This window comes from Spirillospora sp. NPDC049024, assembly GCF_040649235.1.
Taxonomy (GTDB): domain Bacteria; phylum Actinomycetota; class Actinomycetes; order Streptosporangiales; family Streptosporangiaceae; genus Spirillospora.
In genome coordinates this window covers 21,369-42,938 of the sequence record NZ_JBEZFD010000001.1, presented here as the reverse complement: position 1 = coordinate 42,938, position 21,570 = coordinate 21,369, and the positions used below count along the sequence as shown (strand labels likewise).

Here is a 21,570-nt window from a genome sequence, read left to right as displayed (position 1 = left end):
TCAGGAGGGGATGAAGCGCCAGGCGCCGGACTCCTCGCCCGGCTCGTAGGGGGAGTCCAGGCGCTTGGCGACGACGCCGGGCAGCCCCTGCTCGCGCGCCGCGTCCAGGACGGCGCCGCCGTCGCCGGGGAACCAGGGGGCCGTCTGCCAGCGCGGGCCCGACAGGCCGAGGCCGTCGAGGCGCTCCCGCCGCTCCCGGTACGGGACGTCCAGCAGCGGATGCCCGTCCAGGTGCAGCACGTCGTAGACCATGTAGGTCTCGCGGCCGTCGAGGACGGCCAGCTCCCCGTCCAGCAGCGCGGGCCGGACGCCGAGCTCCGCTCCGAGCCGGGAGCCGAGCCCGCCGGGGCCGTCCACGGCGCGGCCCCGCTCGTCGGTGAACCGCGTCCGGCCGCCCTCGACGTAGGCGGCCATCCGCCTGCCGCCCCACGCGAACTCGAATCCCCACGCCCGCGGGTCGCGGGGCAGGCGGGCCCGCTCCTGCGGCCGCATCGGGCGCAGCGACTCCGGGAGCGGCTCGGCGTCCGGGTCGGCGGGCGGGTCCATCCGGTGGATCATCCAGTTCTTCCCGCGCGTCCTGAACAGCACGTAGCGGCCGGAGACGCGCGAGCCGTGGATGACGACCTTGACCTCGCGCTCGGACCACTTCTCCGTCTCGTAGGTCCCGCGGTCCCAGATCGTCATCCTGCCCGCGCCGTACTCGCCGCGCGGGATCTCGCCCTCGAAGGCGGCGTACTCCAGGGGATGGTCCTCGGTGTGCACGGCGAGGTGGTCGGTCTCCGGGCTCCACGGCAGGCCCTTCGGCACGGCCCACGAGACGAGCACGCCGTCGCGTTCGAGCCGCAGGTCCCAGTGCAGGCTGGTCGCGTGGTGCTCCTGGATGACGAACGTGTCGTCGTTCCCGCGGGGGACTGCCGCGTCCTCGGGGACGGGCTCCGGCGTCCGCCCCGGATCCCGCCTGCCCCGGTACTCGGCGAGCCGGTCGCCCTCGCGGGCCGGGGGAGAGGAGTGCTTCGCGGTCTTCTTCGGGGTCACGCCCGCTGCATACCCGCGATCAGCGGATGAAGACGGCGTAGTCGGCCAGATCGCCGGTGAGGGAGGGCGGCAGCCCCGCGACGGCGGACAGCTCCTCGGCGGAGAGGAACCCGCCCGTCTCCGCCCGCACCCGCTCGATCCTGTCCGCCAGCTCCGCGGTGATGCCGGGCAGCAGCTTCAGCGCCTCCGCGGGCGCGTGGTTGACGTCGACCAACCCACCGTCGTTGTACTGGCGCGGCAGGTCGGGCCGTCCGATGCGCAGCTCCTTGGCGAGGCCCGGGTCGGACGCGGCCAGCTCCCGCGCCTTCTCCCGCAGCAGCCGCTGCCGCTTGACCCGCTCCACGACGGCCTCGTTGTCGACGCCCGACAGCCCGTGCGGGTCGAACACCCCCCGCCGGATGAGGAAGGCGTGCCCGCAGCCCACCACCGCCAGGACGGCCATCAGCATGCCGGCGAACCGCACGTTGCCCCGGTCGTCGGCGGCGGACAGCACGGACAGCAGCAGCGCGAACAGCCCGGCGTACGCGACCGTCGACACCAGCAGGTGCAGGCTCCGCCGCCACAGCAGCGCGGCGGCGAACGTGAACGGCGTCGCGAAGCCGAGGCTCAGGAACGGCAGCGCCGCCCACGTCACGCTCAACGCCGCCCGCCCCGGCGGCATGGTGTCGGACGGCACCCTCGGCTCGTACGGCGCTGGGGCGTTCATCTCTTGAGAGTCTCCCGGCCGGATGTGGGGCGAATCGGACTCTAGATCGAGGTGTGGGTCACGGGAGGGTGAGGATTTCGTGGCCGTCGTCGGTGACCAGCAGCGTGTGCTCGAACTGCGCCGTGCGCCTGCGGTCCTTGGTGACGACCGTCCAGCCGTCCGCCCAGATGTCGTACTCGGGGGTGCCGAGGGTCAGCATCGGCTCGACCGTGAACGTCATGCCCGGCTCGATGATCGTGGTGGCTCCCGGGTCGTCGTAGTGGGGGACGACGAGGCCGGAGTGGAACGTTGTGCCGATCCCGTGCCCGGTGAAGTCGCGCACGACCCCGTACCCGAACCGCTTGGCGTAGGACTCGATGACCCGCCCGACCACGTTCAGCGCCCGGCCGGGCTTGACCGCGCGGATGCCGCGCATCGCCGCCTCGCGGGTGCGCTCCACCAGCAGCCGCGACTCCTCGTCGACGTCCCCGCACAGGAACGTCGCGTCGGTGTCGCCGTGCACGCCGCCGATGTAGGCGGTGATGTCGACGTTGACGATGTCGCCGTCGCGCAGGACCGTGTCGTCCGGGATGCCGTGGCAGATCACCTCGTTGATCGAGGTGCACAGCGACTTGGGGAACCCGCGGTAGCCCAGCGTGGAGGGGTAGGCGCCGTGGTCGAGCATGAACTCGTGGCCGACGGCGTCCAGCTCGTCGGTGGTGACCCCCGGGCGGACGTGCTTGCCGACCTCCTCCAGCGCCTGCGCGGCGATCCTCCCGGCGACCCGCATCCGCTCGATGGTCTCGGGCGACTTGACGTCGGGCTCGCCCGTCCGCGGCCGCTTCTTCCCCACGTACTCCGGGCGCGGAATGTTCGAGGGAACCTTGCGCATCGGGGAAACGCGTCCGGGCCGGAGCAACTGCGTCGTCATAGTGATGGAGTGTAGTCAGCGCGGTCCGGGCAACAATCCCGTGCCAGCGCATGATCGAGAGGAGCGCCCATGGCCGGTGACGACGGTGACTGGTGGTTCTGCCTGAAGCACATGAAGGTCGAGCACGGGGCCGGCTGCCCCGGCAAGGACCGGATGGGGCCGTACAAGACCGAGGGCGAGGCCGCGAACGCCCTGGCCATCGCCCGCGAGCGCAACGAGGCGTGGCGCAGGCAGAACGAGGACTGACTAGTCCGGGACCGGGCCGGAGACGGCGTCGAGGAGCCGGGCGAGGCGGCGCCGCAGCCCGCGCGGCGTCCGCGCCGGCTCCCGGCCCGCGGCCGCGCTGACGAGGTGCTGCGCCCCGTCGAACGACATGAGGGCCTCGTCAGGCGGGACGGTCAGCGCCTCGTGGGCGAGGCCGCGCAGCTCCCGGTCGCCGCCCTCCAGCGCGAGGACGGTCGCCCCGGTGCGGCGCGCGTCGTCGACCCGCTCCAGCAGCGGGACGGGCGCCTCGTCCTCGGCGACGACGAACAGCGTCTCGCCGCGCCGCGCCGCCTCCAGCCGCTCCAGCCCGATCCGCAGGTGCGCGGGCGCCCCGGCCGGCGGCTCCCAGCGCACCAGCGTGGGGGCGAGGCCCGGGGCGCCGCCGAGCCGGCTCTCGTCGTCGAGGTGCGCCGCCAGATGCCACGGGTCGCCCCCGGGCGTGCCGACCAGCAGCAGCCCTCCGGGGGTCCGGGAGGTGACGCGCAGCGCCCGGCCGAACTCCTCGGTCCGCTCCAGCCAGCCGGTCGTCGACAGGACCTCGCGCAACATCGTCATCTGCTCGGCGTCCACGGGCACCATGGTGCCTCACGCGGCGGCCGGTGCAGGCCCTTTCCCGGAGCCGACCCGGCGGCGGGCGTCCGGACCCGCGCCTGGCAGACTCGGCCGCATGACTGAGCAGCAGAAGACGCCCTACGACCTCCCCGACGCGAGCGGCCTGTCCATCGGCATCCTGGGCGGGACGGGGGACCAGGGCAAGGGCCTCGCGCGCCGGTTCGCGCTCGCCGGGCACAGGGTGACGATCGGGTCGCGCAGGGCCGAGCGCGCCCAGGCCGCCGCCGACGAGCTCGGCGCGGACCTGCCCGTCTCCGGCGCCGAGAACCCGGTCGCGGCCGGCGAGTCCGACGTCGTGATAGTCGCGGTCCCGTGGGAGGGGCACAAGGCCACGCTGGAGTCGCTGCGCGCGGAGCTGGCCGGCAAGATCGTCGTGGACTGCGTGAACCCGCTCGGCTTCGAGAAGGGCAAGGGCGCGTTCGCGCTGCCGGTCGAGGAGGGCAGCGCCGCCGAGCAGGCCGCCGCCGTGCTGCCGGACAGCCGGGTCGTCGCCGCGTTCCACCACGTGTCGGCCAGGCTGCTGCTCGACCCCGAGGTGAACGAGATGGAGCTGGACGTCCTGGTGCTCGGCAACGACCGGGAGGCCACCGACCTCGTCCAGGCCCTCGCCGGGCGGATCCCCGGGATGCGCGGCGTCTACGGCGGGCGGCTGCACAACGCCCACCAGATCGAGGCGTTCACCGCGAACCTCATCTCCATGAACCGCCGCTACAAGGCCCACGCCGGGCTCCGGATCACGGACGTCTGACCGGGGCGGACCGGTACGGTGCCAGGATGATGCCGGAATGAACGGCGCGGACGCCGCGCGGCGGCCGCTCGTCATGCTGCCGTCGTCCAGGACGGGGCCGCTGCGCGCGGTGGCGAAGCGGGTCGGGCTGGCGCTCGTCCTGCTGTTCCTCGTCGTGGCCGTCGTGTACCTCGACCGCGACGGATACCGTGACAGCGGCGGCGGGCGGCTGTCGCTGCTGGACGCCTTCTACTACGCCTCGGTGACCATGTCGACGACCGGGTACGGAGACATCACCCCGGTCAGCGACGGCGCGAGGTTCGTCAACATCGTCTTCATCACGCCCGTGCGGGTGCTGTTCCTCATCGTCCTCGTGGGCACGACCCTCGAGGTGCTGGCGGAGCGCACCCGCGACGACTGGCGAAAGTCCCGCTGGAGGGCACGCGTGCGCGACCACGTCGTGGTGGCCGGTTACGGCACGAAGGGCCGGAGCGCCATAAGGACCCTGCTGAGCACCGGGGTGCCGCCCGAGTCGATCGTGGTCGTGGACCCGGACCCGCGGGTGGTGGCCGAGGCCGCCGAGGCGGGGTTCGTCGGCATCGTCGGGGACGCGACCCGCAGCTCGGTGCTGAAGCAGGCGTCCGTCCAGCGCGCCCGCGAGATCGTGGTGGCGAGCGCCCGCGACGACACCGCCGTGCTGATCACCCTGACCGCCCGGCAGCTCAACCCGCGCGCCGGCATCCAGGCGGCGGTGCGCGAGTCGGAGAACGCCCCGCTGCTGCGGCAGTCGGGCGCCGACCACGTGGTGACCTCGTCGGAGGCGGCGGGCCGGCTGCTCGGGGTCTCCACCACGCAGCCGAACGTCGGCGAGGTCATCGAGGACCTGCTGGACCAGGGGAGCGGCCTCGACCTGGTGGAGCGCGAGGTCCTCCCGGAGGAGGTCGGCCGTCCGCTCGGCGCGGTCGGCGACCCGGCGCTCGCGGTGGTCCGCGGCGGCCGGCTGCTGCCGTTCGACGACGTCCGCTGCGCCGTCCTCGAACCGGGCGACCTGCTGATCGTGGCGCGGTCCCTCGGCCGGCGCCGCGGCCCGTCCGGGCCCGACGGGTCCGACGCTCCGGACGACCCGGGGGAGCGGACTTCCTGACGCGGGCGGGAGCGGTTTCGCCCTGCGCCGCGTCCTACTCCTGACATACCATCGGAGTGGCGACAGGCAGGGTGGAGATGAGAGAGAACCGGTCGGCAGACCCGTGGAGCGCGTTCCTGGCCCCTTCCGGGCGGAACGACGCGGTGCGGGCGCCCGGGGCCGCCCCCGCCGGGGAGCCCGGCGTCGCCGGCTACATCGAACCCGGCGCGGAGGACGCGTGTCGCCGCGTGCTCGCCCAGTTGCGGGCGGCCAACGGCCCGATGTCGCTGGAGCAGATCCACCACGCGACCCGGCTCGGGCTGCTGGAGGTCGCGAGCGCCGTCGACACGCTCCGCGAGCGCGGCCTGGTCGCGGTGGAGCGGGAGATCGACGAGGTCGTCCGGCTGACCGGCGAGTGACCGCGGCCCGATGATCGGATACGTCGTCGCCGTCTCGCTGAGCTGCCTCGTCGGCATCGCCGAGCTGGTCAGCCGGTACCGGGACCGGCCCACCACGCTGGTCCGGGTGCCGAGCACCTGGGCGTACGTGCTGATCAACGGGGGAGCGGGCGCGGGCTCGCTGCTGCTCCTGCACACCTTCGACTGGCGCTTCGGCGTCCAGTCCGCCCACGTCGCGGAGGCGACGCAGGTGCTCGTGGCGAGCCTCGGCTCGATGATGGTGTTCCGCAGCGCGGTGTTCACCGTCCGGGTCGGCGACGAGGACGTCGCGGTCGGGCCGAGCACCCTGCTGACCTCGCTGCTGGCCGCCGCCGACCGGGGCGTCGACCGGATGCAGGCCAAGACCCGCGCGCACGAGGCGGGCGAGATCATGCGGGGCGTCTCGTTCGCCAAGGCGCGGCTGGCGCTGCCGACGTACTGCCTCGGCCTGCTGCAGAACGTGCCCGCCGAGGACCAGGCCGACCTGCGCACGGCCGTGGACGCCCTCGCCGGCAGCGAGATGACCGACGGTCAGATGGCCCTCAACCTGGGGCTGCTGCTGATGAACGTCGCCGGCCCCGACGTGCTGCGCTCCGCCGTGGAGACGCTCCGCGACGAGATCACGGCGGACGACGCGGCCCCGCGCCGCGTCCCGCCGCCGCGCGACGGCCAGGTCCACGAGGGCGGGCGGCCCCGTCCCGAGCCGGTCCGCTCCGACCCCGACCAGTAGCGAACGTCACACCGCGCAGGGAACGGCACACGGCCGCGCCGGTGACGGCGCGGCCGTGTGGGGGTGGGCCCGTTCGGCGCTGAGGCTCGCGCGGGCTAGTGGTAGGTGTGCTCGGGCCCTGGGAAGACTCCGCCCACGACCTCGTCGGCGTAGGCGCGGGCCGCCTCGCCGAGCAGGGTGTTCATGTCGGCGAACTTCTTGACGAACTTCGCGGTGCGCGGGGTGAGCCCGGCCATGTCCTGCCAGACGAGGACCTGCGCGTCGGTCCGGCCGCCGCCGCCGATGCCGATCGTCGGGATGGACAGGGACGCGGTGACGCGGGCGGCGAGGTCCTCGGGGACGCATTCGAGGACGACGGAGAACGCTCCCGCGGCCTCCAGGGCCTTGGCGTCGGCCATCAGCTCGTCGCCGTCCTGGCCGCGGCCCTGCACCCGGTAGCCGCCGAAGGCGTTCACCGACTGCGGGGTGAGGCCGAGGTGGCCCATCACCGGGATGCCGGCCGCCACCATCGCCTCGGCCTGCGGGAGGACCCGGCGCCCGCCCTCCAGCTTGACGGCGTGGGCGCCGGTCTCCTTGAGGAACCGGGTGGCGGTCGTCAGCGCCTCGGCGACGCCCGTCTGGTACGAGCCGAACGGCAGGTCGGCGACGACCATGGCGCGCTTGGAGCCGCGGACGACGGCCGCGGTGAGCGGGATCAGGTCGTCCACGGTGACGGGGATGGTCGAGTCGTAGCCGTAGACGACCATCGCGGCGGAGTCGCCGACGAGCAGCACGGGGATGCCGGCCTCGTCGAAGATCCGCGCGGTGAGCGCGTCGTAGGCGGTGAGCATCGGCCACTTCTCGTGCCGCTCCTTGGCCGCGGCGATGTCGCGTACGGTGACCCTGCGCCCGCTCGTACCGCCGTAGAGTGCGGTCGGCTGCGCCGGGGATGCGACGGAAGAAGACATGCAGAACCTCCGCTGGTCTTGAGGCGCCACTGTGGCGTACCCAGACGGAATCGATGGTGCCACCTGACCAACGATTCGGGTACCCCTCCCCATTCCGAAAATTTCTTCGCCGGACCGGGAAGAGATTCCGAAACGATACCGTTGCGTATCGACATGGACCCCCAGACGATCCAGCGGCGCCGGTGGTACATCCTCGGCGTCCTGACCATGAGCCTGCTGGTGGTGGTGCTCGACAACACCATCCTGAACGTCGCGCTCAAGACCATCGCCGACCCCGACAAGGGCCTGGGCGCCACCCAGAGCCAGCTCGAGTGGGCGATCAACTCCTACACGCTCGTCTTCGCCGGCCTGCTGTTCACCTTCGGGGTGGTCGGCGACCGGATCGGCCGCAAGCGCGTGCTCGTCGGCGGCATGGCGGTGTTCGCCCTCGCCTCGCTGGCCTCGGCCTACGCACAGTCGCCCGAGCAGCTCATCTACGCCCGCGCCCTGATGGGCCTCGGCGGCGCCGCGGTCATGCCGCAGACGCTGTCGATCATCACCAACGTCTTCGAGCCGCACGAGCGCGCCCGCGCCATCGGCATCTGGGCCGGCGCGGTCGGCCTCGGCGTCGCCATCGGCCCGCTCACCGGCGGCCTGCTGCTCGCCCACTTCTGGTGGGGCTCGGTCTTCCTCATCAACGTGCCGGTCATCGCGGTCGGCGTCCTCCTGATGGCGTTCCTGGTCCCCGAGTCGCGCAACCCCGCCCCCGGCCGCCTCGACCCGGTCGGCGTGGTGCTGTCGGTGATCGGCCTGGTCGTCCTTTCGTACGGGATCATCCAGGGCGGCGAGAAGGGCGACTGGCTCCAGTTCCCCGTGCTCGGCCCGATCCTCGCCGGCGCCGCCTTCCTCGCGCTGTTCGTGTGGCACGAGGCCCGCACCGCGTCCCCTGCCTTCGACGTCCGGCTGTTCAAGGACGCGCGGATGTCGGCCGCCGTCGCGTCCATCGCGCTGTGCTTCTTCGCCGCGACCGGCGTGTTCTTCTTCGCCAACTTCTACATGCAGTCGGTGCGCGGCCTGACGCCGCTCCAGTCCGGCGCCATGGTGCTGCCGTTCGCGGTCGCCCAGCTCGCCTTCGCGCCGCGCAGCGCCGCGATGGTCCGCCGCTACGGCGCCAAGGCGGTCTGCACCGCCGGGCTGCTGCTGGTCTCCGCCGCGCTGGCGAGCTACCAGTTCGTCGGCGTCCACACCTCCATGTGGATCCTCGGCGCGATCTTCTTCGTGCAGGGCGTCGGGATGGCCAACGTGATGCCGCCCGCCACCGAGTCGGTCATGTCCGCGCTGCCGCGCGAGAAGGCCGGCGCCGGATCGGCCATCAACAACACCGCCCGCCAGGTCGCGGTCGCGATGGGCGTGGCCGTGCTCGGCTCCGTCGTCGCCTCCGTCTACCGCGGCGACCTGCGCGACGAGCTCGCCGCGCTGCCCGCGGGCGCGCGGCAGGCCGCCGCCGAGTCGATCGAGGGCGCGCACGCCGTCGCCGCCCAGATGGGCCCCGCCGGCCAGGGCCTGGTCGGCCCCGCCGACGCCGCCTTCGTGCACGCCATGCACGCCGCGTCCGTCGCCGCGGCCGTGATCTCCTTCCTCGGCGCCCTGGTCGTCCTGAAGTGGATGCCGGGACGCGGTGCCGCGGCGACGCCCGAGCAGGCGCCGGCGCCGGCCGAGCGGCGGCCGGAGAAGGCAGCCGTGTGACGGGGCCGGTGTGGCAGGGTGAGGGCATCATGACCGGGACCGAGCGGCGGCACGCGGGGCGGCCTCGCAGCGAGCGCGCCGAGAAGGCCATCATCGAGGCCACCCTGGACCTGCTGGCCGAGGAGTCGGGGGTGGCGGGCGTCTCCATCGAGGCGGTCGCCGCCCGCGCCGGCGTCGGCAAGACGACGATCTACCGGCGCTGGCCCAGCAAGGAGGCGCTGATCGTGCACGCGCTCGGCGCCGTGAAGGAGCCGCTGCCCGAGCCGTCCGGCGCGTCCGTCCGCGAGGACCTCACCGCGATCGCGCGGCGCCTCGCGGGCGACCGGCACCGCCGCTACTCCCGGTGCTTCTGGAACGTCGTCGGCGGCGCGGAGAAGCACCCGGAGCTGTACGCCCGCTACCGGCAGGACGTCATCGAGCCGCGGCGCGACGTCGTCCGCAGGGTGATCCAGCGCGGGGTCGACTCGGGGGAGCTGCGCGCCGGCCTCGACGTCGAGGTCGCGATGTCGCTGCTGCTCGGCTCGCTGACCGCCAAGCGGCCGCAGGAGACGTTCCCCGAGGGGTACGCCGAGGCGGTCGTCGACACCCTCTTCGAGGGCATCGGGAGCGCCCGCGAAGGCCGTCCGGAAGCGGACGACGAGCGGTTTTCGGCGCGGTAAGCGCGATCTTCTCCCCTTACCGCTGCGTCATGCCCCATACTGTCGCTGGGTAGTGGTGAGACGACCGGCTGTCTGGAGCGCGTCACGTGAGATCCGTCATGGCGCCGCGAGGCGATGCCCCCGCCACCGATTCGGCGTCCCGGACCCTTGTCCTGGGCATCGACGGTGCCCGGCGAATCGTGCAGTGCGGCCCCAACGCCAAGGCCGTCCTCGGCCGTGCCCCCGAGGACCTGATCGGCCGCCCGGCCACCGACCTGGTGGGCGACGAGGCGAAGGCCGAGCTCGAGACGCTGCTGGAGGCCAACGACGCCGGCCAGGAGCGCAACGGCGTGATGGGCGTGCTGCGCGGCGACGGCGGCGCGTCCGCCGACGCCCTGGTCACCGTGCAGCCGATGCTCGGCGGCGGCCCGGGCACGGCGCCCTCCGCGCTGCTGTTCGTCCGGGTCGAGCTGCCGCCGAGCGAGCGCTACCAGGACCCGGCCCTCATGCGGCGCGCCCTGATGGACGACCCGCTCACCCGGTTCGGCGCGACCCTCGACCTCGACCAGTCCGCCCGCGGCCTCGTCGACGTCGTCGTCCCGCACTTCTGCAACGCCGCCTCCGTGCTGGTCCTGGAGAGCCTGGTCGCCGCCGACGAGGTGCACACCGAGTCCGGCTCGGCGGTGCTGCGCCGCATCGCGGTCACCTCCGACGACGGCAACCCGGCCTGGACCTCCACGTTCCCCGTCGGCGAGGTGCTCGTCTTCCCCGAGGGCACCCCGTACCGGCAGGTGATGGAGACCGCGCGGCCCGTCCACCTGCCGCACATCGAGGTGGACGCCGCGAGCGAGATCGCCCGGCGGTGGCGGCGCGGCCCGGCGGGCGAGCTGCTGTCCAACGTGTCGATGGTGCTGCTGCCCATGATCGCCAGCGACACGCTGCTCGGCTTCATCGCCTGCACCCGCATCCCCGGGTTCCGCAAGTTCGACGCCTACGACGTCGAGATCGGCATGGAGTTCGCCGCCCGCGCCGCCATCGTCATCGACAACGCCCGGCGCTACAGCCGCGAGCGGGCCACCGCGCTCGCGCTGCAGCGCAGCCTGCTGCCGCTGCGCCTGTCCGCGCCGTCCTCCGTCGAGGTCCGGCACCGCTACCTGCCGGGGAGCAAGCTCGTCGAGGTCGGCGGCGACTGGTACGAGTCGATCGCGCTGCCCGGCGCCCGCGTCGCCCTGATCGTCGGCGACGTCGCCGGGCACGGCGTCCGCGCCGCCGTCACCATGGGCCGGCTGCGCACCGCCCTGCACACGCTCGCGAACCTGGAACTGCCGCCCGCCGACGCCCTGCACGTCATGCACGAGCTGATGATCGAGCTGGGCGAGCAGGAGCCGCACTTCGCCACCTGCGTGTACGCGGTCTACGACGCGACCACCGGCACCATCGAGATCGCCTCGGCCGGGCACCTGCCGCCGCTGCTTGCGAGCCCCACCGGCGACAACGAGTACCTGAAGGTCCCACCCGCCCCGCCGCTCGGCGTCGCGGGCGGCGCCGCCATCGAGAGCCGCGAGTTCACCGTCGAGGACGGCAGCCTCTTCGTCATCTACACCGACGGCCTCGTCGAGAACCGGGGCCGCGACATCGACGACGGCCTCGCCCGCCTCCAGAAGATCTTCGGGCGCGACTCGGTCGACCGCTCCATGGAGGACCTCGCCAAGACCACCCTCGCGGGCGTCTACGCCGACCAGCACCGCGACGACATCGCCGTCCTGATCGCCCGGCTGCGCCGCCTCCCGGCCGACCGCTACTCCTCCTGGACGCTGCCCGCCGACCCGGCCGCCGTCCGCCGCGCCCGCGGCCTCGTCCGCGCCCGCCTGGCGGAATGGGACCTGGAGGACCTCGACTACACCACCGAGCTGCTGGCGTCCGAGCTCATCACCAACGCGCTCCGCTACGCCCCCGGCGCGATCGAGCTGCGCCTCCTGCTGGAGCGCACCCTCGTCGTGGAGGTCCTCGACCGCTCCGCCGCCCTGCCGCGCCTCCGCCGCGCCGAGGACGACGACGAGAACGGCCGCGGCCTGCTGGTGGTCAGCCAGCTGGCCCACCGCTGGGGCAGCCGCCGCACCGCCGCCGGCAAGGTCGTCTGGTGCGAGCAGATCGTCCCCGGCGTAGACCCCGACGCCTCAGAACAGGTCCCCGCCTGGCCCGAAGAGGCCTGGCCCGGCGAACTCCACCACAGAGAATAAAGGGGGGCGACCCCCCTTACCCCCCGTTGCGAGCCGGGCGATCCTCACGCCCCGGGTGCGGTTCCTGTGCCCGTGCAGGTTTGTTGCGTGGCGCTGCGGTCGCCCGGCTCGGCGGGTCGGGCGACCTCCAGGCGCCAGAGCGCCTTCCGGCCACCCGACCCGCGCCCTGGCTCAGGTTGGGGTCGCTACTCCTGGGCTAAGACGGCTTCTCCTTCCAGCGGTTGGTGATGGGGAGGCGGCGGTCGCGGCCGAAGTTCTTCGGGGTGATCTTGGGGCCGGGCGGGTACTGGCGGCGCTTGTACTCGGCGATGTCGACGAGGCGGATGGCGCGTTCGACCAGGGCGGGGTCGTGGCCGGCGGCGACGAGGGCGTCGCGGCCCATGTCGCGTTCGACGTAGTCGGCCAGGACCGGGTCGAGGAGGGCGTACTCGGGGAGGGTGTCGCGGTCGCGCTGGTCCGGGCGCAGCTCGGCGGACGGCTCCTTGACGATGATCGCCTCGGGAATGGGCTCCTGCTCGAAGGGGTGCAGGAGCGGCGAGTCCGCGCCCACCTGGGTGTTGCGCCAGCGGGCGAGCTCCCAGACGGTGAGCTTGAAGACGTCCTTGATGGGGCCGAAGCCGCCCGCGGAGTCGCCGTAGAGGGTGGAGTAGCCGGTCGCGAGCTCGCTCTTGTTGCCGCCGGTGAGGACGAGGTGGCCGTGCTCGTTGGACAGGGCCATCCAGACGTTGGCGCGGATGCGGGCCTGGAGGTTCTCCTCGGCGAGGCCGTGGAGGTCGAGCTGCTCCTCGAACGCCTCGACCATTCCGGGGATGGGGACGATGCGCGAGTTGATCCCCTGCCGCTTCACGAGCTCCTCGGCGTCCACGACGGAGCCCTCGGAGGAGTAGCGGCTCGGCAGCAGGACGGCGTGCACGTTCTCCGGGCCGATGGCGTCGGAGGCGATGGTGGCGACGAGGGCGGAGTCGATGCCGCCGGACAGGCCGAGGACGACGGAGCGGAAGCCGTTCTTGCGGACGTAGTCGCGGGTGCCGAGGACGAGCGCCGCGTACACCTCGGCGAGGTCCTCCAGGGGCCGCGCGACCGCCGGCGGCTCCGCGGGGTAGGCGGGCAGCGGGTCGGCGGACAGCACGCGCCGCTCGATCGTGATCGTGGTGCCGTCGTGCGCGTCGACGCGGGTGGGGCCCTCGTCGGCGGCGGGGCCGGCGGCGGGCAGGTCGAGGTCGGCGACGAGGAGGTGCTCGACGAACTGGGGGGCGCGGGCCAGGGGGGAGCCGTCCGGGCCGACGATGACGGAGTCGCCGTCGAAGACGAGCTCGTCCTGGCCGCCGACCAGGTTGACGTAGGCGAGCGCGCAGCCGGCCTCGCGGGCGCGGTCGGCGCACAGTTCGAGGCGGACGTCGTCCTTGTTGCGCTCGTAGGGGGAGGCGTTGACCGCCAGCAGCAGGCCGGCGCCGGTGGCCCGGGTGACGCCGACCGGGCCGCCGTCCTGCCAGAGGTCCTCGCAGATGACGGTGGCGACGTCGACGCCGTGCACCCGGACGACCGGCAGCCGGTCGCCGCGCGCGAAGATCCGGTACTCGTCGAACACGCCGTAGTTGGGCAGGTGGTGCTTGGCGGAGCGGACGACCACCTCGCCGCCGTGCAGCCATGCGGCGGCGTTCAGCGGAAGGGCGCCGGGTCGCCGGGCCTTGCCCTCGCCGACGGGCGGGCAGTCGAGGTAACCGGTGACGACGGGCAGGTCGCCGAGGCCCTCGTCGGCGAGCCGGCGGGCGAGGCGTTCGAGGACGTCGCGGGACGCCTCGACGAAGGACGTGCGGAGCGCGAGGTCCTCCACGGGATAGCCGGTCAGCATCATCTCCGGGAATGCGACGAGGTGCGCGCCCGCCTCGGCGGCGCGGCGCGTCCACGCCACGATCTGGTCGGCGTTGCCGTCGAGGTCGCCGACGGTCGAGTTCACCTGTGCGAGAGCGATCCTGAGTTGTGCCACGGTCCAAGGGTAGAACCCCCGGCCCGGTTTCGTCATTCTGACGAGAAGTGGGCGTCGAGCACGGCGGCGTGCCGCCGCCGGATCGCGGGGCCGAGCGCGAGCTGCGCCGCGGCGGCCGCGAGGGCGAGACCCCCGCAGGTCAGCCACAGTGCGGGGCCGCCGCCGGCACCGAGCAGCTGGGTGCCGCCGAGCGGCGCCAGGAGGAAGCCGCCCGACCACGCCATCCCGTACAGGCCGCCGTACCGGCCGCGCAGGGACGCGGGCGCGAGGTCGGCGACCACGGCCTGCAGGACGGACGCGGCGGTGATCTCCCCCAGCGTCCACACCAGGATCGTCGCGGTGTAGGCGGCCACCGACGAGGCGAGCGAGGTGAGCCCGTAGCCGACTCCGACCAGCGCGAACCCCGCCACCAGGACCAGGGTGTGGTCGCGCCGGGCGAGCCACGCGTTCACCAGCGGCTGGACGATGACGATCAGCACGCCGTTCGCGGCGATCGCCAGGCCGTAGGACCGCGGGCCGAGCCCGTCCTCCTTCATGGCGAGCGGCATGGTCGTCATGCCCTGCATGAGCACGAACGTGTAGACGAGGGTGACCAGCACGTAGCCGACCATCACCCGGTCGCGCAGCACCCGGCCGAACCCGCCCGCCGGGCCCGCGTGGACGTCCCGGACGCGCGTCTCGGGGACCGCCCGCCACACGAGCAGCCCGAAGGCCGCGCAGGTGAGGGCGTCGATCCAGAACAGCCAGAGGAAGCCCTCCTGCGCTAGCGTCCCGCCGAGCACCATGGCGACCGCCCAGCCGAGGTTGACCGCCCAGAACAGCAGCCCGAACGCGCGCGGGCGGTCGGCGGGGGAGATGATGTCGGCCACCATCGCCTGCGCGGCGGGCCGGTACATGTCCAGCAGCAGGCCGAGCACCAGCGCCGCCGCGAGGATCGCGGCGAGGCCCTGGGCGTAGCCGAGCGCGAGCATGGCCGCGCCGGTGCCGACGGTCGCGGACGTCAGCGTCACGCGGCGGCCGAAGCGGTCGGCGAGCGCGCCGCCCGCGAGCTGCCCGACGAGCGAGCCCGCGCCCAGGACGGCCATCGCCACACCGGCCTGGGCCAGCGACAGCCCGCGCACGGTCGTCAGGTAGAGGCCGAGGAACGGCTCGACCATGGTCCCGAGCCGGTTGAGCAGGGTGCCCGCCCACAGCACCCAGTAGGTCCGGGGGAAGCCGCCGACACGGGGGCGCAGGAACGCCGCGAACCTGCCGGGCGCTGGACCGACAGGAGTCTCTTCCAGAGTGGTCACTTTCACGATGGTGGGGGCCTCGCGCGTGCCGAGACATTTATTTAGTCTGGGCTAAATGATCGAGTTCGTCCTCGCGCCGGACGACGTGGCGCGGGTCCGGTTCGCGTTCTCACCGCTGTGGGAGATGGTGCGCAGCGTGCGGGTGCTCGCCGACCCGTCCGGCCACGCGCTCCACCTGCCGTGGGTGCGCAGGGTCCGGCCCCGGCTGCGCGGGCTCGGCATCGAGCCGCTGCTGGAGGTCGTCTCGCCCGCCGGGTACATCCCCGACTTCCTCACCCCGCCCCCGGACACGCCGCTGCCCGACCTCGGCGCGGAGCTCGCGGCCGTGCGCGCCACCCCGCCCGAGGTCGTCGCCGCGGAGCTGACCTGGACCGGGCACGGCAGGCGGCTCGCTCCCGCCCGCCGCGCCATGGCCGCCGATCCCGTCCGCGCCCTGGAGACGCTCGCCGACCTCCTCGAACGGTACTGGGAGGCCGCCGTGGAGCCGTTCTGGCCGCGCGTCCGCGACCTCCTGGAGGGGGACGTCCTGCGCCGCAGCGGCGCGCTCGCCGCCGAGGGCGCCGCGGGCGTGTTCGCCGACCTGCACGAGGCCGTCTCCTGGCGCGCCGGGACGCTCACCGTCGACCGCCCCTGGGACTTCCGCGGGGAGCTGGCCGGGCGCGGGATCCTGCTCGTCCCGAGCGCGTTCGTGTGGCCGCAGGTCTCGGTGATGGTGCCGCCCTACCAGCCGATGCTCAGCTACCCGCCGCGCGGCGTCGCGACGCTCTGGGAGACCGGGCCGGCGGACGGGCCGCGCGCCGGCGCCCTGGCCGCGCTCATGGGGCGCCGCCGGGCCGAACTGCTCACGGCGCTCGCCACGCCCGCCTCAACCACCGACCTTGCGAGGCGGACGGGGGTGACCGCGGGGGCTGTCAGCCAGCATCTCGGCGTGCTGCGCGCCTGCGGCCTCGTCACCGGGCACCGCATGGGCCGCCGGGTCCTGTACGTCCGCACGCCGGCCGGGGACGCCCTCGCCGGCGCTCAGCGCAGCGACGCGAGCGCGTCCAGGCGCGGCGGCGCCGGGGAGGCGTCCGGCCCGTAGCGGCCGGACTCGGCGAGCCAGTCCATGTGCGCGCGCGGCGTGTCGAGCAGGACCTTGACGACCTGCGCGGCGGCGGCGCGCTGCGCGACCGTGAGGTCCAGCCGGTCGAGCATCGCGGGCAGGCTGCGCGCCGCCGACCACGCCTCCTCCAGCCGGTCCGCGATCCGGTCGGCCACCAGGGCGGCCGCGCGCGCCGCGTCCAGCCCGTGCTCCCCGGCGAGGACCGACGGCAGGTCGTGGACGTCGCCGCGCGCGGCCTCCATGTCGTGCGAGGCGAGGTCGTTGGCCCAGGCCACCGCGTCGGCGACGCCGTCGGCGAGGGTCTTCCACCGGGGCGTGCGCAGCAGCCGCGCGGGCAGTTCGACGCCGAGGACGGCCTCGATGAGGTCGAACAGGAACGGGCCGCACGCCCGGCGGCGCAGCGCCGGGTACTCCGCCTCGGTCGGGACGTGCCCGATCCGCCGGTTGACCGCCTCCTCGGCGCAGCCGTCCCGGTGCGCCTCCAGGTGCAGCATGAAGCGGCGGCGCCAGTCGCGGCTCATCCCCTTGGACGTGGCCTGCCACAGCTCCACCAGCACCGCCTCCAGCGGGCGGGCGCCGGGCCGGGCGTGGCCGCGCCGCATCGCGCGCAGCAGGTCGTCGTAGAGCGCGTGGACGGCGCTGCCGCTGTCGGCGAGGGGCGTGTGGTCCAGCGTGTCGTCCAGGGCCAGCGTCCAGGTGAGCCAGCGGGCGAACAGGTCCACGGCGGCGAGGTCGGCGGACGGCAGGACGCGGGCGGCGAGCCGTTCGCAGCGGGCCCGGCCGAGCGGGGAGGTGTCCGGATCTCCGAGCACCAGTCCGCGGCCGCGGGCCCAGGCCTCGACCTGCGCGCACAGCTGCCACGACTCCGGGTGCATGGCCGACGGCGTGGCCAGGGCGGTCACCCGGTCGGTCATCGAGAGAAGAAGTGAGATGTCCACGACGCGACCCACGCTAACGATCAGTGCGGCGGCCGCCCATGATCGCCACGTCAATTTCCGGGAAACGGATATCCGGGGACGGTCACGGGCGAGTCAGCCCCCGCCCCTGCCGTCCACCCGGGCGGCCGTGCGATAGTGCGTTGATCAGAAGGCAGCATGATCAGGAGGAAACGTGTCGAGACGGACGACACTCCGGGCGCTCGGCGCGGGGCTCGCGGCCCTGGCGCTGACGGCGTCGGCGTGCGGCGGCGACAAGGGCGCGACGGTGCAGGGCGTGAAGCTCATCGAGAAGGGCGCGCTCACCTCGTGCACGCACCTGCCCTATCCGCCCTTCCAGTCGGAGGACAGGAAGTCGGGCAAGGTCGTCGGCTTCGACGTCGACCTCATCGACCTGGTCGCCAAGCGGCTCGGCGTCACCCAGAAGATCGTGGACACCCCGTTCGAGACGATGAAGACGGGCTCGGCGCTCAACGCCGGCAAGTGCGACATCCAGATGGGCGGCATGACGATCAAGCCCGACCGGGTGAAGTTCATGGACGTCTCCGCCCCCTACTTCGACGCCACCCAGTCGCTGATGGCGAAGAAGGGCAGCGGGATCACCTCGCTCGACGACGTCAAGGCCAAGAAGCTCAAGCTCGGCTCGCAGGCGAGCACCACCGGCGAGGACTTCGTCAAGGGCAAGGGCTTCGACCCGCGCTCGTTCGACAACTCCAACGCCGAGCTGAACGGCCTGCGCACCGGCCAGGTGGACGTGATCGTCCAGGACGACCCGGTCGTCAAGGGCTGGCTGAAGGACCCGGCGAACTCCGGCTTCGAGATCGCCGCGAACCTCAACACCGGCGAGCAGTACGGGTTCTGGATGCGCAAGGGCCACAACCCCGAACTGGTGAAGATCACCAACCAGGTGATCGCGCAGGCGAAGTCGGACGGGACCTACAAGCGGATCTACGAGAAGTGGATCGGTCCAATGCCGCCGAGCGCCGGCGGCGGATCGTGACCGCCGAGCCGGCCGGGGCGGCGGCGCCGGGCGGGCTGACCCGCCGGCGCCGCCGGCAGCTCTCCCTCGGCGGCCAGTACGGGATCTTCATCGTCGTCATCGTGCTGGTCGCGGCGCTCGCCGACTGGGGCACCCTGCGGCTCAACTTCGCCAACTGGGACGTCGCGAAGAGCCTGTTCCCCGACATCATCACGATCGGGCTGCGCAACACCGCCGTCTACACCGCGGTCGGGTTCGGCCTCGGCCTCGGCGGCGGGCTGGTCGTCGCGCTGATGCGGCTGTCGTCGGTGCCGCCGTACCGGTGGTTCGCCACCGGCTACATCGAGGTCTTCCGCGGCCTGCCGCTCCTGCTGATCTTCATCTTCGTGGGCGTCGGCGTGCCGCTGGCCTTCCCCGGCACCAACATCCCCGGCGGCGCCGCGGGGCAGGCGGGCCTGGCCCTCGGCCTCGCCGCCACCGCGTACATGGCCGAGACGATCCGGGCCGGGATCGAGGCCGTCCCGAAGGGGCAGCTGGAGGCGGCGCGGTCGCTCGGCATGTCGCACACCCGCGCGATGCGCTCGATCGTCATCCCGCAGGCGTTCCGGATCATCATCCCGCCGCTGACCAACGAGCTGGTGCTGCTCTGCAAGGACTCCTCGCTGGTGCTGTTCCTCGGCATCACGCTCGAACAGCGGGAGCTCACGAAGTTCGGCCGCGACCTCGCGGGCGAGCAGGGCAACACCACCCCGATCATCGTGGCCGGGATCTGCTATCTGCTCATCACGATCCCGCTGAGCCTGCTGGCCCGGCGGCTGGAGGCGCGGCAGCGCAGGGGGCGGCGATGACGAGCCTCGGCAAGGACACCGGGAACCCGGCGGCCATCGAGATCAGCGGTCTGCACAAGTCGTTCGGGGCGAACGAGGTGCTGCGCGGCATCGACTTCCGCGTCGAGGCGGGGGAGGTCGTCTGCGTGATCGGCCCCTCCGGCTCGGGCAAGTCGACGCTGCTGCGGTGCGTCAACCTGCTGGAGGAGCCCTCCGCCGGGACGGTCCGGGTCGGCGGCGCCGAGGTCACCGACCCCGAGGTCGACATCGACGCCGTCCGCCGCCGGATCGGCATGGTCTTCCAGTCGTTCAACCTGTTCCCGCACCTCACCGCGCTCGGCAACGTCATGATCGCCCAGCGGAAGGTGCTGCGGCGCGGCCGGGCGGAGGCCGAGCGGACCGCCCGGGAGAACCTGGAGCGGGTCGGGCTCGCCGACAAGGTCGACGCCTACCCGGCGCAGCTGTCCGGCGGCCAGCAGCAGCGCGTGGCGATCGCCCGCGCGCTCGCGATGGGCCCCGAGGTGATGCTGTTCGACGAGCCGACGTCCGCGCTCGACCCCGAACTGGTCGGGGACGTCCTCGGCGTCATGCGCGGGCTCGCGGAGGCGGGGATGACGATGCTCGTCGTCACCCACGAGATGAGCTTCGCCCGGGAGGTGGCCGACCGGGTGGTGTTCATGGACGGCGGGGTGGTCGTGGAGGAGGGCCCGCCCGCCCGGGTGATCGGCGATCCGGAGCACGAGCGGACGAGGACCTTCCTTTCGCGCGTCCTCGACCCGGCCGCCGCGCGGATCGAGGACGGTCCCGGGTCGGATATGTTCCGATCACCGGCCGCGGACGCGTAACGTCGCGGTAACAGCGGCCGGGCATACTGCAGATGTAGCCGGACCGGCTCAGCACGGCCGGCATGCCGGGCCCGCGTCGTCGACACCGCAGTCCCGCCGACAGGGCAGTACCGAGGGAGAGGGCATTGGACCGTCAGCAGGAGTTCGTGCTCCGCACTCTTGAGGAGCGCGACATCCGCTTCATCCGGCTGTGGTTCACCGACGTGCTCGGGTTCCTGAAGTCGGTGGCCGTCGCCCCCGCCGAACTGGAGGGCGCCTTCGGCGAGGGCATCGGCTTCGACGGCTCGGCGATCGAGGGCTTCGCCCGGGTGTACGAGGCCGACATGATCGCCAAGCCGGACCCGTCCACCTTCCAGGTACTGCCCTGGCGGTCGGAGTCGCCGGGCGTCGGCCGCATGTTCTGCGACATCCTCATGCCGGACGGGACGCCGAGCTTCGCCGACCCCCGCTACGTGCTCAAGCGCGCCCTCGCGCGGGCCGCCGACCTCGGGTTCACCTTCTACACCCACCCCGAGATCGAGTTCTTCCTCCTCAACGACAAGCCCGAGGACGGCCGCGAGCCCGAGCCGGCGGACTCGGGCGGCTACTTCGACCACACCCCGCACAGCGCCGCGCACGACTTCCGGCGCAACGCGATCACGATGCTGGAGGCGATGGGCATCTCGGTGGAGTACAGCCACCACGAGGGCGCCCCCGGCCAGCAGGAGATCGACCTCCGGTACGCCGACGCGCTCACCACCGCCGACAACATCATGACGTTCCGGCTCGTCATGAAGGAGGTCGCGCTGGAGCAGGGCGTCCACGCCTCCTTCATGCCGAAGCCGTTCACCGAGTACCCCGGCTCGGGCATGCACACCCACATGTCGCTGTTCGAGGGCGACCGCAACGCCTTCTACGAGCCCGGCGCGGAGTTCAAGCTCTCCAAGGCGGGACGGGCGTTCATCGCCGGGCTGCTGCGGCACTCCGCGGAGATCACCGCCGTGTGCAACCAGTGGGTCAACTCCTACAAGCGGCTGTGGGGCAACGTCGGCTCCACGGCGGGCCTGGGCGGAGAGGCCCCCTCGTACATCTGCTGGGGGCACAACAACCGGTCCGCCCTCGTCCGCGTCCCCATGTACAAGCCGCACAAGGGCCACTCGACCCGCATCGAGTTCCGGTCGCTGGACACGGCCGCGAACCCCTACCTGGCGTTCGCGGCGATCCTCGGGGCCGGGCTCAAGGGGATCGAGGAGGGCTACGAGCTGCCGCCGGGCGCCGAGGACGACGTCTGGGCCCTCACCGTGGCCGAGCGGCGCGCCCTCGGCATCGAGCCGCTGCCGCAGAACCTGGACGAGGCCATCCACGCGATGGAGCGCAGCGAGCTGATGGCCGACGTCCTCGGCGAGCACGTCTTCGACTTCTTCCTGCGCAACAAGCGCCAGGAGTGGGAGGACTACCGCCGCCAGGTGACCGAATTCGAGCGGAAGCGGCTGCTGGCCGTCCTCTGAGGCCCGTACCGGATTACGGTTG

At 73.1% G+C, this 21,570-nt stretch carries 21 protein-coding genes; 13 read left to right on the top strand and 8 right to left on the bottom strand.

The window, feature by feature from the left end; translation table 11 throughout:
• The 3 genes from AB0C21_RS00195 to map are packed head-to-tail and all read right to left on the bottom strand — an operon-like array spanning position 1 to position 2,651.
• A complete protein-coding gene (locus tag AB0C21_RS00195) occupies positions 1-1,035 on the bottom strand; it encodes a DNA polymerase ligase N-terminal domain-containing protein (RefSeq protein ID WP_500201928.1) in 1,035 nt (344 codons plus the stop codon).
• Positions 1,036-1,054: 19 nt separating this feature from the next.
• Positions 1,055-1,741: a ComEA family DNA-binding protein gene (locus AB0C21_RS00190; protein WP_500201927.1), complete on the bottom strand. Its 687-nt coding sequence runs from the start codon at positions 1,739-1,741 to the stop codon at positions 1,055-1,057.
• 58 nt (positions 1,742-1,799) lie between these two features.
• Complete coding sequence (map, locus tag AB0C21_RS00185) at positions 1,800-2,651, bottom strand: type I methionyl aminopeptidase (protein ID WP_500201926.1); 852 nt, start codon at positions 2,649-2,651, stop codon at positions 1,800-1,802.
• Positions 2,652-2,720: 69 nt separating this feature from the next.
• Here map and AB0C21_RS00180 point away from each other — a divergent pair, with 69 nt between their 5' ends.
• Positions 2,721-2,897 carry a hypothetical protein gene (locus AB0C21_RS00180; protein ID WP_200841684.1) on the top strand — a complete coding sequence of 59 codons (177 nt, stop codon included), beginning with the start codon at positions 2,721-2,723 and terminating at the stop codon, positions 2,895-2,897.
• On the opposite strand, the gene AB0C21_RS00175 is transcribed toward AB0C21_RS00180, so the two are convergent.
• A complete protein-coding gene (locus AB0C21_RS00175; RefSeq protein WP_149257485.1) occupies positions 2,898-3,494 on the bottom strand; it encodes a hypothetical protein in 597 nt (198 codons plus the stop codon).
• An 88-nt stretch (positions 3,495-3,582) separates the two neighbouring features.
• Between AB0C21_RS00175 and npdG the strand changes: the two genes are divergently transcribed.
• The 4 genes from npdG to AB0C21_RS00155 all read left to right on the top strand — a co-directional run bounded on the left by npdG (position 3,583) and on the right by AB0C21_RS00155 (position 6,544).
• Positions 3,583-4,275 carry an NADPH-dependent F420 reductase gene (gene npdG / locus AB0C21_RS00170; RefSeq protein WP_500201925.1) on the top strand — a complete coding sequence of 231 codons (693 nt, stop codon included), beginning with the start codon at positions 3,583-3,585 and terminating at the stop codon, positions 4,273-4,275.
• A gap of 37 nt (positions 4,276-4,312) precedes the next feature.
• Positions 4,313-5,398, top strand: a complete 1,086-nt coding sequence (locus AB0C21_RS00165; protein ID WP_500201924.1) for a potassium channel family protein — start codon at positions 4,313-4,315, stop codon at positions 5,396-5,398.
• 77 nt (positions 5,399-5,475) lie between these two features.
• A complete protein-coding gene (locus AB0C21_RS00160) occupies positions 5,476-5,796 on the top strand; it encodes a hypothetical protein (RefSeq protein ID WP_149257482.1) in 321 nt (106 codons plus the stop codon).
• A gap of 10 nt (positions 5,797-5,806) precedes the next feature.
• Positions 5,807-6,544, top strand: a complete 738-nt coding sequence (locus tag AB0C21_RS00155; protein ID WP_235036563.1) for a hypothetical protein — start codon at positions 5,807-5,809, stop codon at positions 6,542-6,544.
• Between the two features lie 95 nt (positions 6,545-6,639).
• Here the strand turns inward: AB0C21_RS00155 and panB are convergent, their stop codons facing one another.
• Positions 6,640-7,491: a 3-methyl-2-oxobutanoate hydroxymethyltransferase gene (panB, locus tag AB0C21_RS00150; RefSeq protein WP_500201923.1), complete on the bottom strand. Its 852-nt coding sequence runs from the start codon at positions 7,489-7,491 to the stop codon at positions 6,640-6,642.
• A 153-nt stretch (positions 7,492-7,644) separates the two neighbouring features.
• Here panB and AB0C21_RS00145 point away from each other — a divergent pair, with 153 nt between their 5' ends.
• The 3 genes from AB0C21_RS00145 to AB0C21_RS00135 all read left to right on the top strand — a co-directional run bounded on the left by AB0C21_RS00145 (position 7,645) and on the right by AB0C21_RS00135 (position 12,094).
• Positions 7,645-9,216 carry an MFS transporter gene (locus AB0C21_RS00145; protein ID WP_500201922.1) on the top strand — a complete coding sequence of 524 codons (1,572 nt, stop codon included), beginning with the start codon at positions 7,645-7,647 and terminating at the stop codon, positions 9,214-9,216.
• A 29-nt stretch (positions 9,217-9,245) separates the two neighbouring features.
• A complete protein-coding gene (locus tag AB0C21_RS00140) occupies positions 9,246-9,875 on the top strand; it encodes a TetR/AcrR family transcriptional regulator (RefSeq protein ID WP_500201921.1) in 630 nt (209 codons plus the stop codon).
• Positions 9,876-9,961: 86 nt separating this feature from the next.
• Positions 9,962-12,094 (top strand): SpoIIE family protein phosphatase, encoded by a 2,133-nt coding sequence (locus AB0C21_RS00135; RefSeq protein WP_500201920.1) that lies wholly within the window; start codon positions 9,962-9,964, stop codon positions 12,092-12,094.
• 196 nt (positions 12,095-12,290) lie between these two features.
• Here the strand turns inward: AB0C21_RS00135 and AB0C21_RS00130 are convergent, their stop codons facing one another.
• Both AB0C21_RS00130 and AB0C21_RS00125 read right to left on the bottom strand, forming a co-directional pair.
• Positions 12,291-14,081 carry an NAD+ synthase gene (locus AB0C21_RS00130; protein ID WP_500201919.1) on the bottom strand — a complete coding sequence of 597 codons (1,791 nt, stop codon included), beginning with the start codon at positions 14,079-14,081 and terminating at the stop codon, positions 12,291-12,293.
• Between the two features lie 32 nt (positions 14,082-14,113).
• Entirely contained in the window at positions 14,114-15,373 is a 1,260-nt protein-coding gene (locus AB0C21_RS00125; RefSeq protein WP_500201918.1) for an MDR family MFS transporter, read from the bottom strand.
• Positions 15,374-15,428: 55 nt separating this feature from the next.
• On the opposite strand from AB0C21_RS00125, the gene AB0C21_RS00120 reads away from it, so the two are divergent.
• Positions 15,429-16,454 (top strand): ArsR/SmtB family transcription factor, encoded by a 1,026-nt coding sequence (locus tag AB0C21_RS00120; protein WP_500201917.1) that lies wholly within the window; start codon positions 15,429-15,431, stop codon positions 16,452-16,454.
• Here AB0C21_RS00120 and AB0C21_RS00115 read toward each other — a convergent pair.
• The gene (locus tag AB0C21_RS00115; RefSeq protein ID WP_500201916.1) at positions 16,394-17,413 is read right to left on the bottom strand and encodes a terpene synthase family protein; all 1,020 of its coding nucleotides are present in this window, start codon (positions 17,411-17,413) and stop codon (positions 16,394-16,396) included. The two genes, AB0C21_RS00120 and AB0C21_RS00115, sit on opposite strands and share 61 nt — an antisense overlap.
• Before the next feature lie 172 nt (positions 17,414-17,585).
• Between AB0C21_RS00115 and AB0C21_RS00110 the strand changes: the two genes are divergently transcribed.
• The 4 genes from AB0C21_RS00110 (at position 17,586) to glnA2 (ending at position 21,548) form a co-directional block, all read left to right on the top strand.
• A complete protein-coding gene (locus AB0C21_RS00110; protein ID WP_500201915.1) occupies positions 17,586-18,410 on the top strand; it encodes a substrate-binding periplasmic protein in 825 nt (274 codons plus the stop codon).
• Positions 18,368-19,237 carry an amino acid ABC transporter permease gene (locus tag AB0C21_RS00105; protein ID WP_235036561.1) on the top strand — a complete coding sequence of 290 codons (870 nt, stop codon included), beginning with the start codon at positions 18,368-18,370 and terminating at the stop codon, positions 19,235-19,237. The genes AB0C21_RS00110 and AB0C21_RS00105 overlap by 43 nt, the downstream gene beginning before the upstream one ends.
• A complete protein-coding gene (locus AB0C21_RS00100; RefSeq protein WP_500201914.1) occupies positions 19,234-20,061 on the top strand; it encodes an amino acid ABC transporter ATP-binding protein in 828 nt (275 codons plus the stop codon). The genes AB0C21_RS00105 and AB0C21_RS00100 overlap by 4 nt, the downstream gene beginning before the upstream one ends.
• Before the next feature lie 125 nt (positions 20,062-20,186).
• The gene (gene glnA2, locus AB0C21_RS00095) at positions 20,187-21,548 is read left to right on the top strand and encodes a gamma-glutamylpolyamine synthetase GlnA2 (protein ID WP_500201913.1); all 1,362 of its coding nucleotides are present in this window, start codon (positions 20,187-20,189) and stop codon (positions 21,546-21,548) included.
• Positions 21,549-21,570 lie beyond the last annotated feature (22 nt).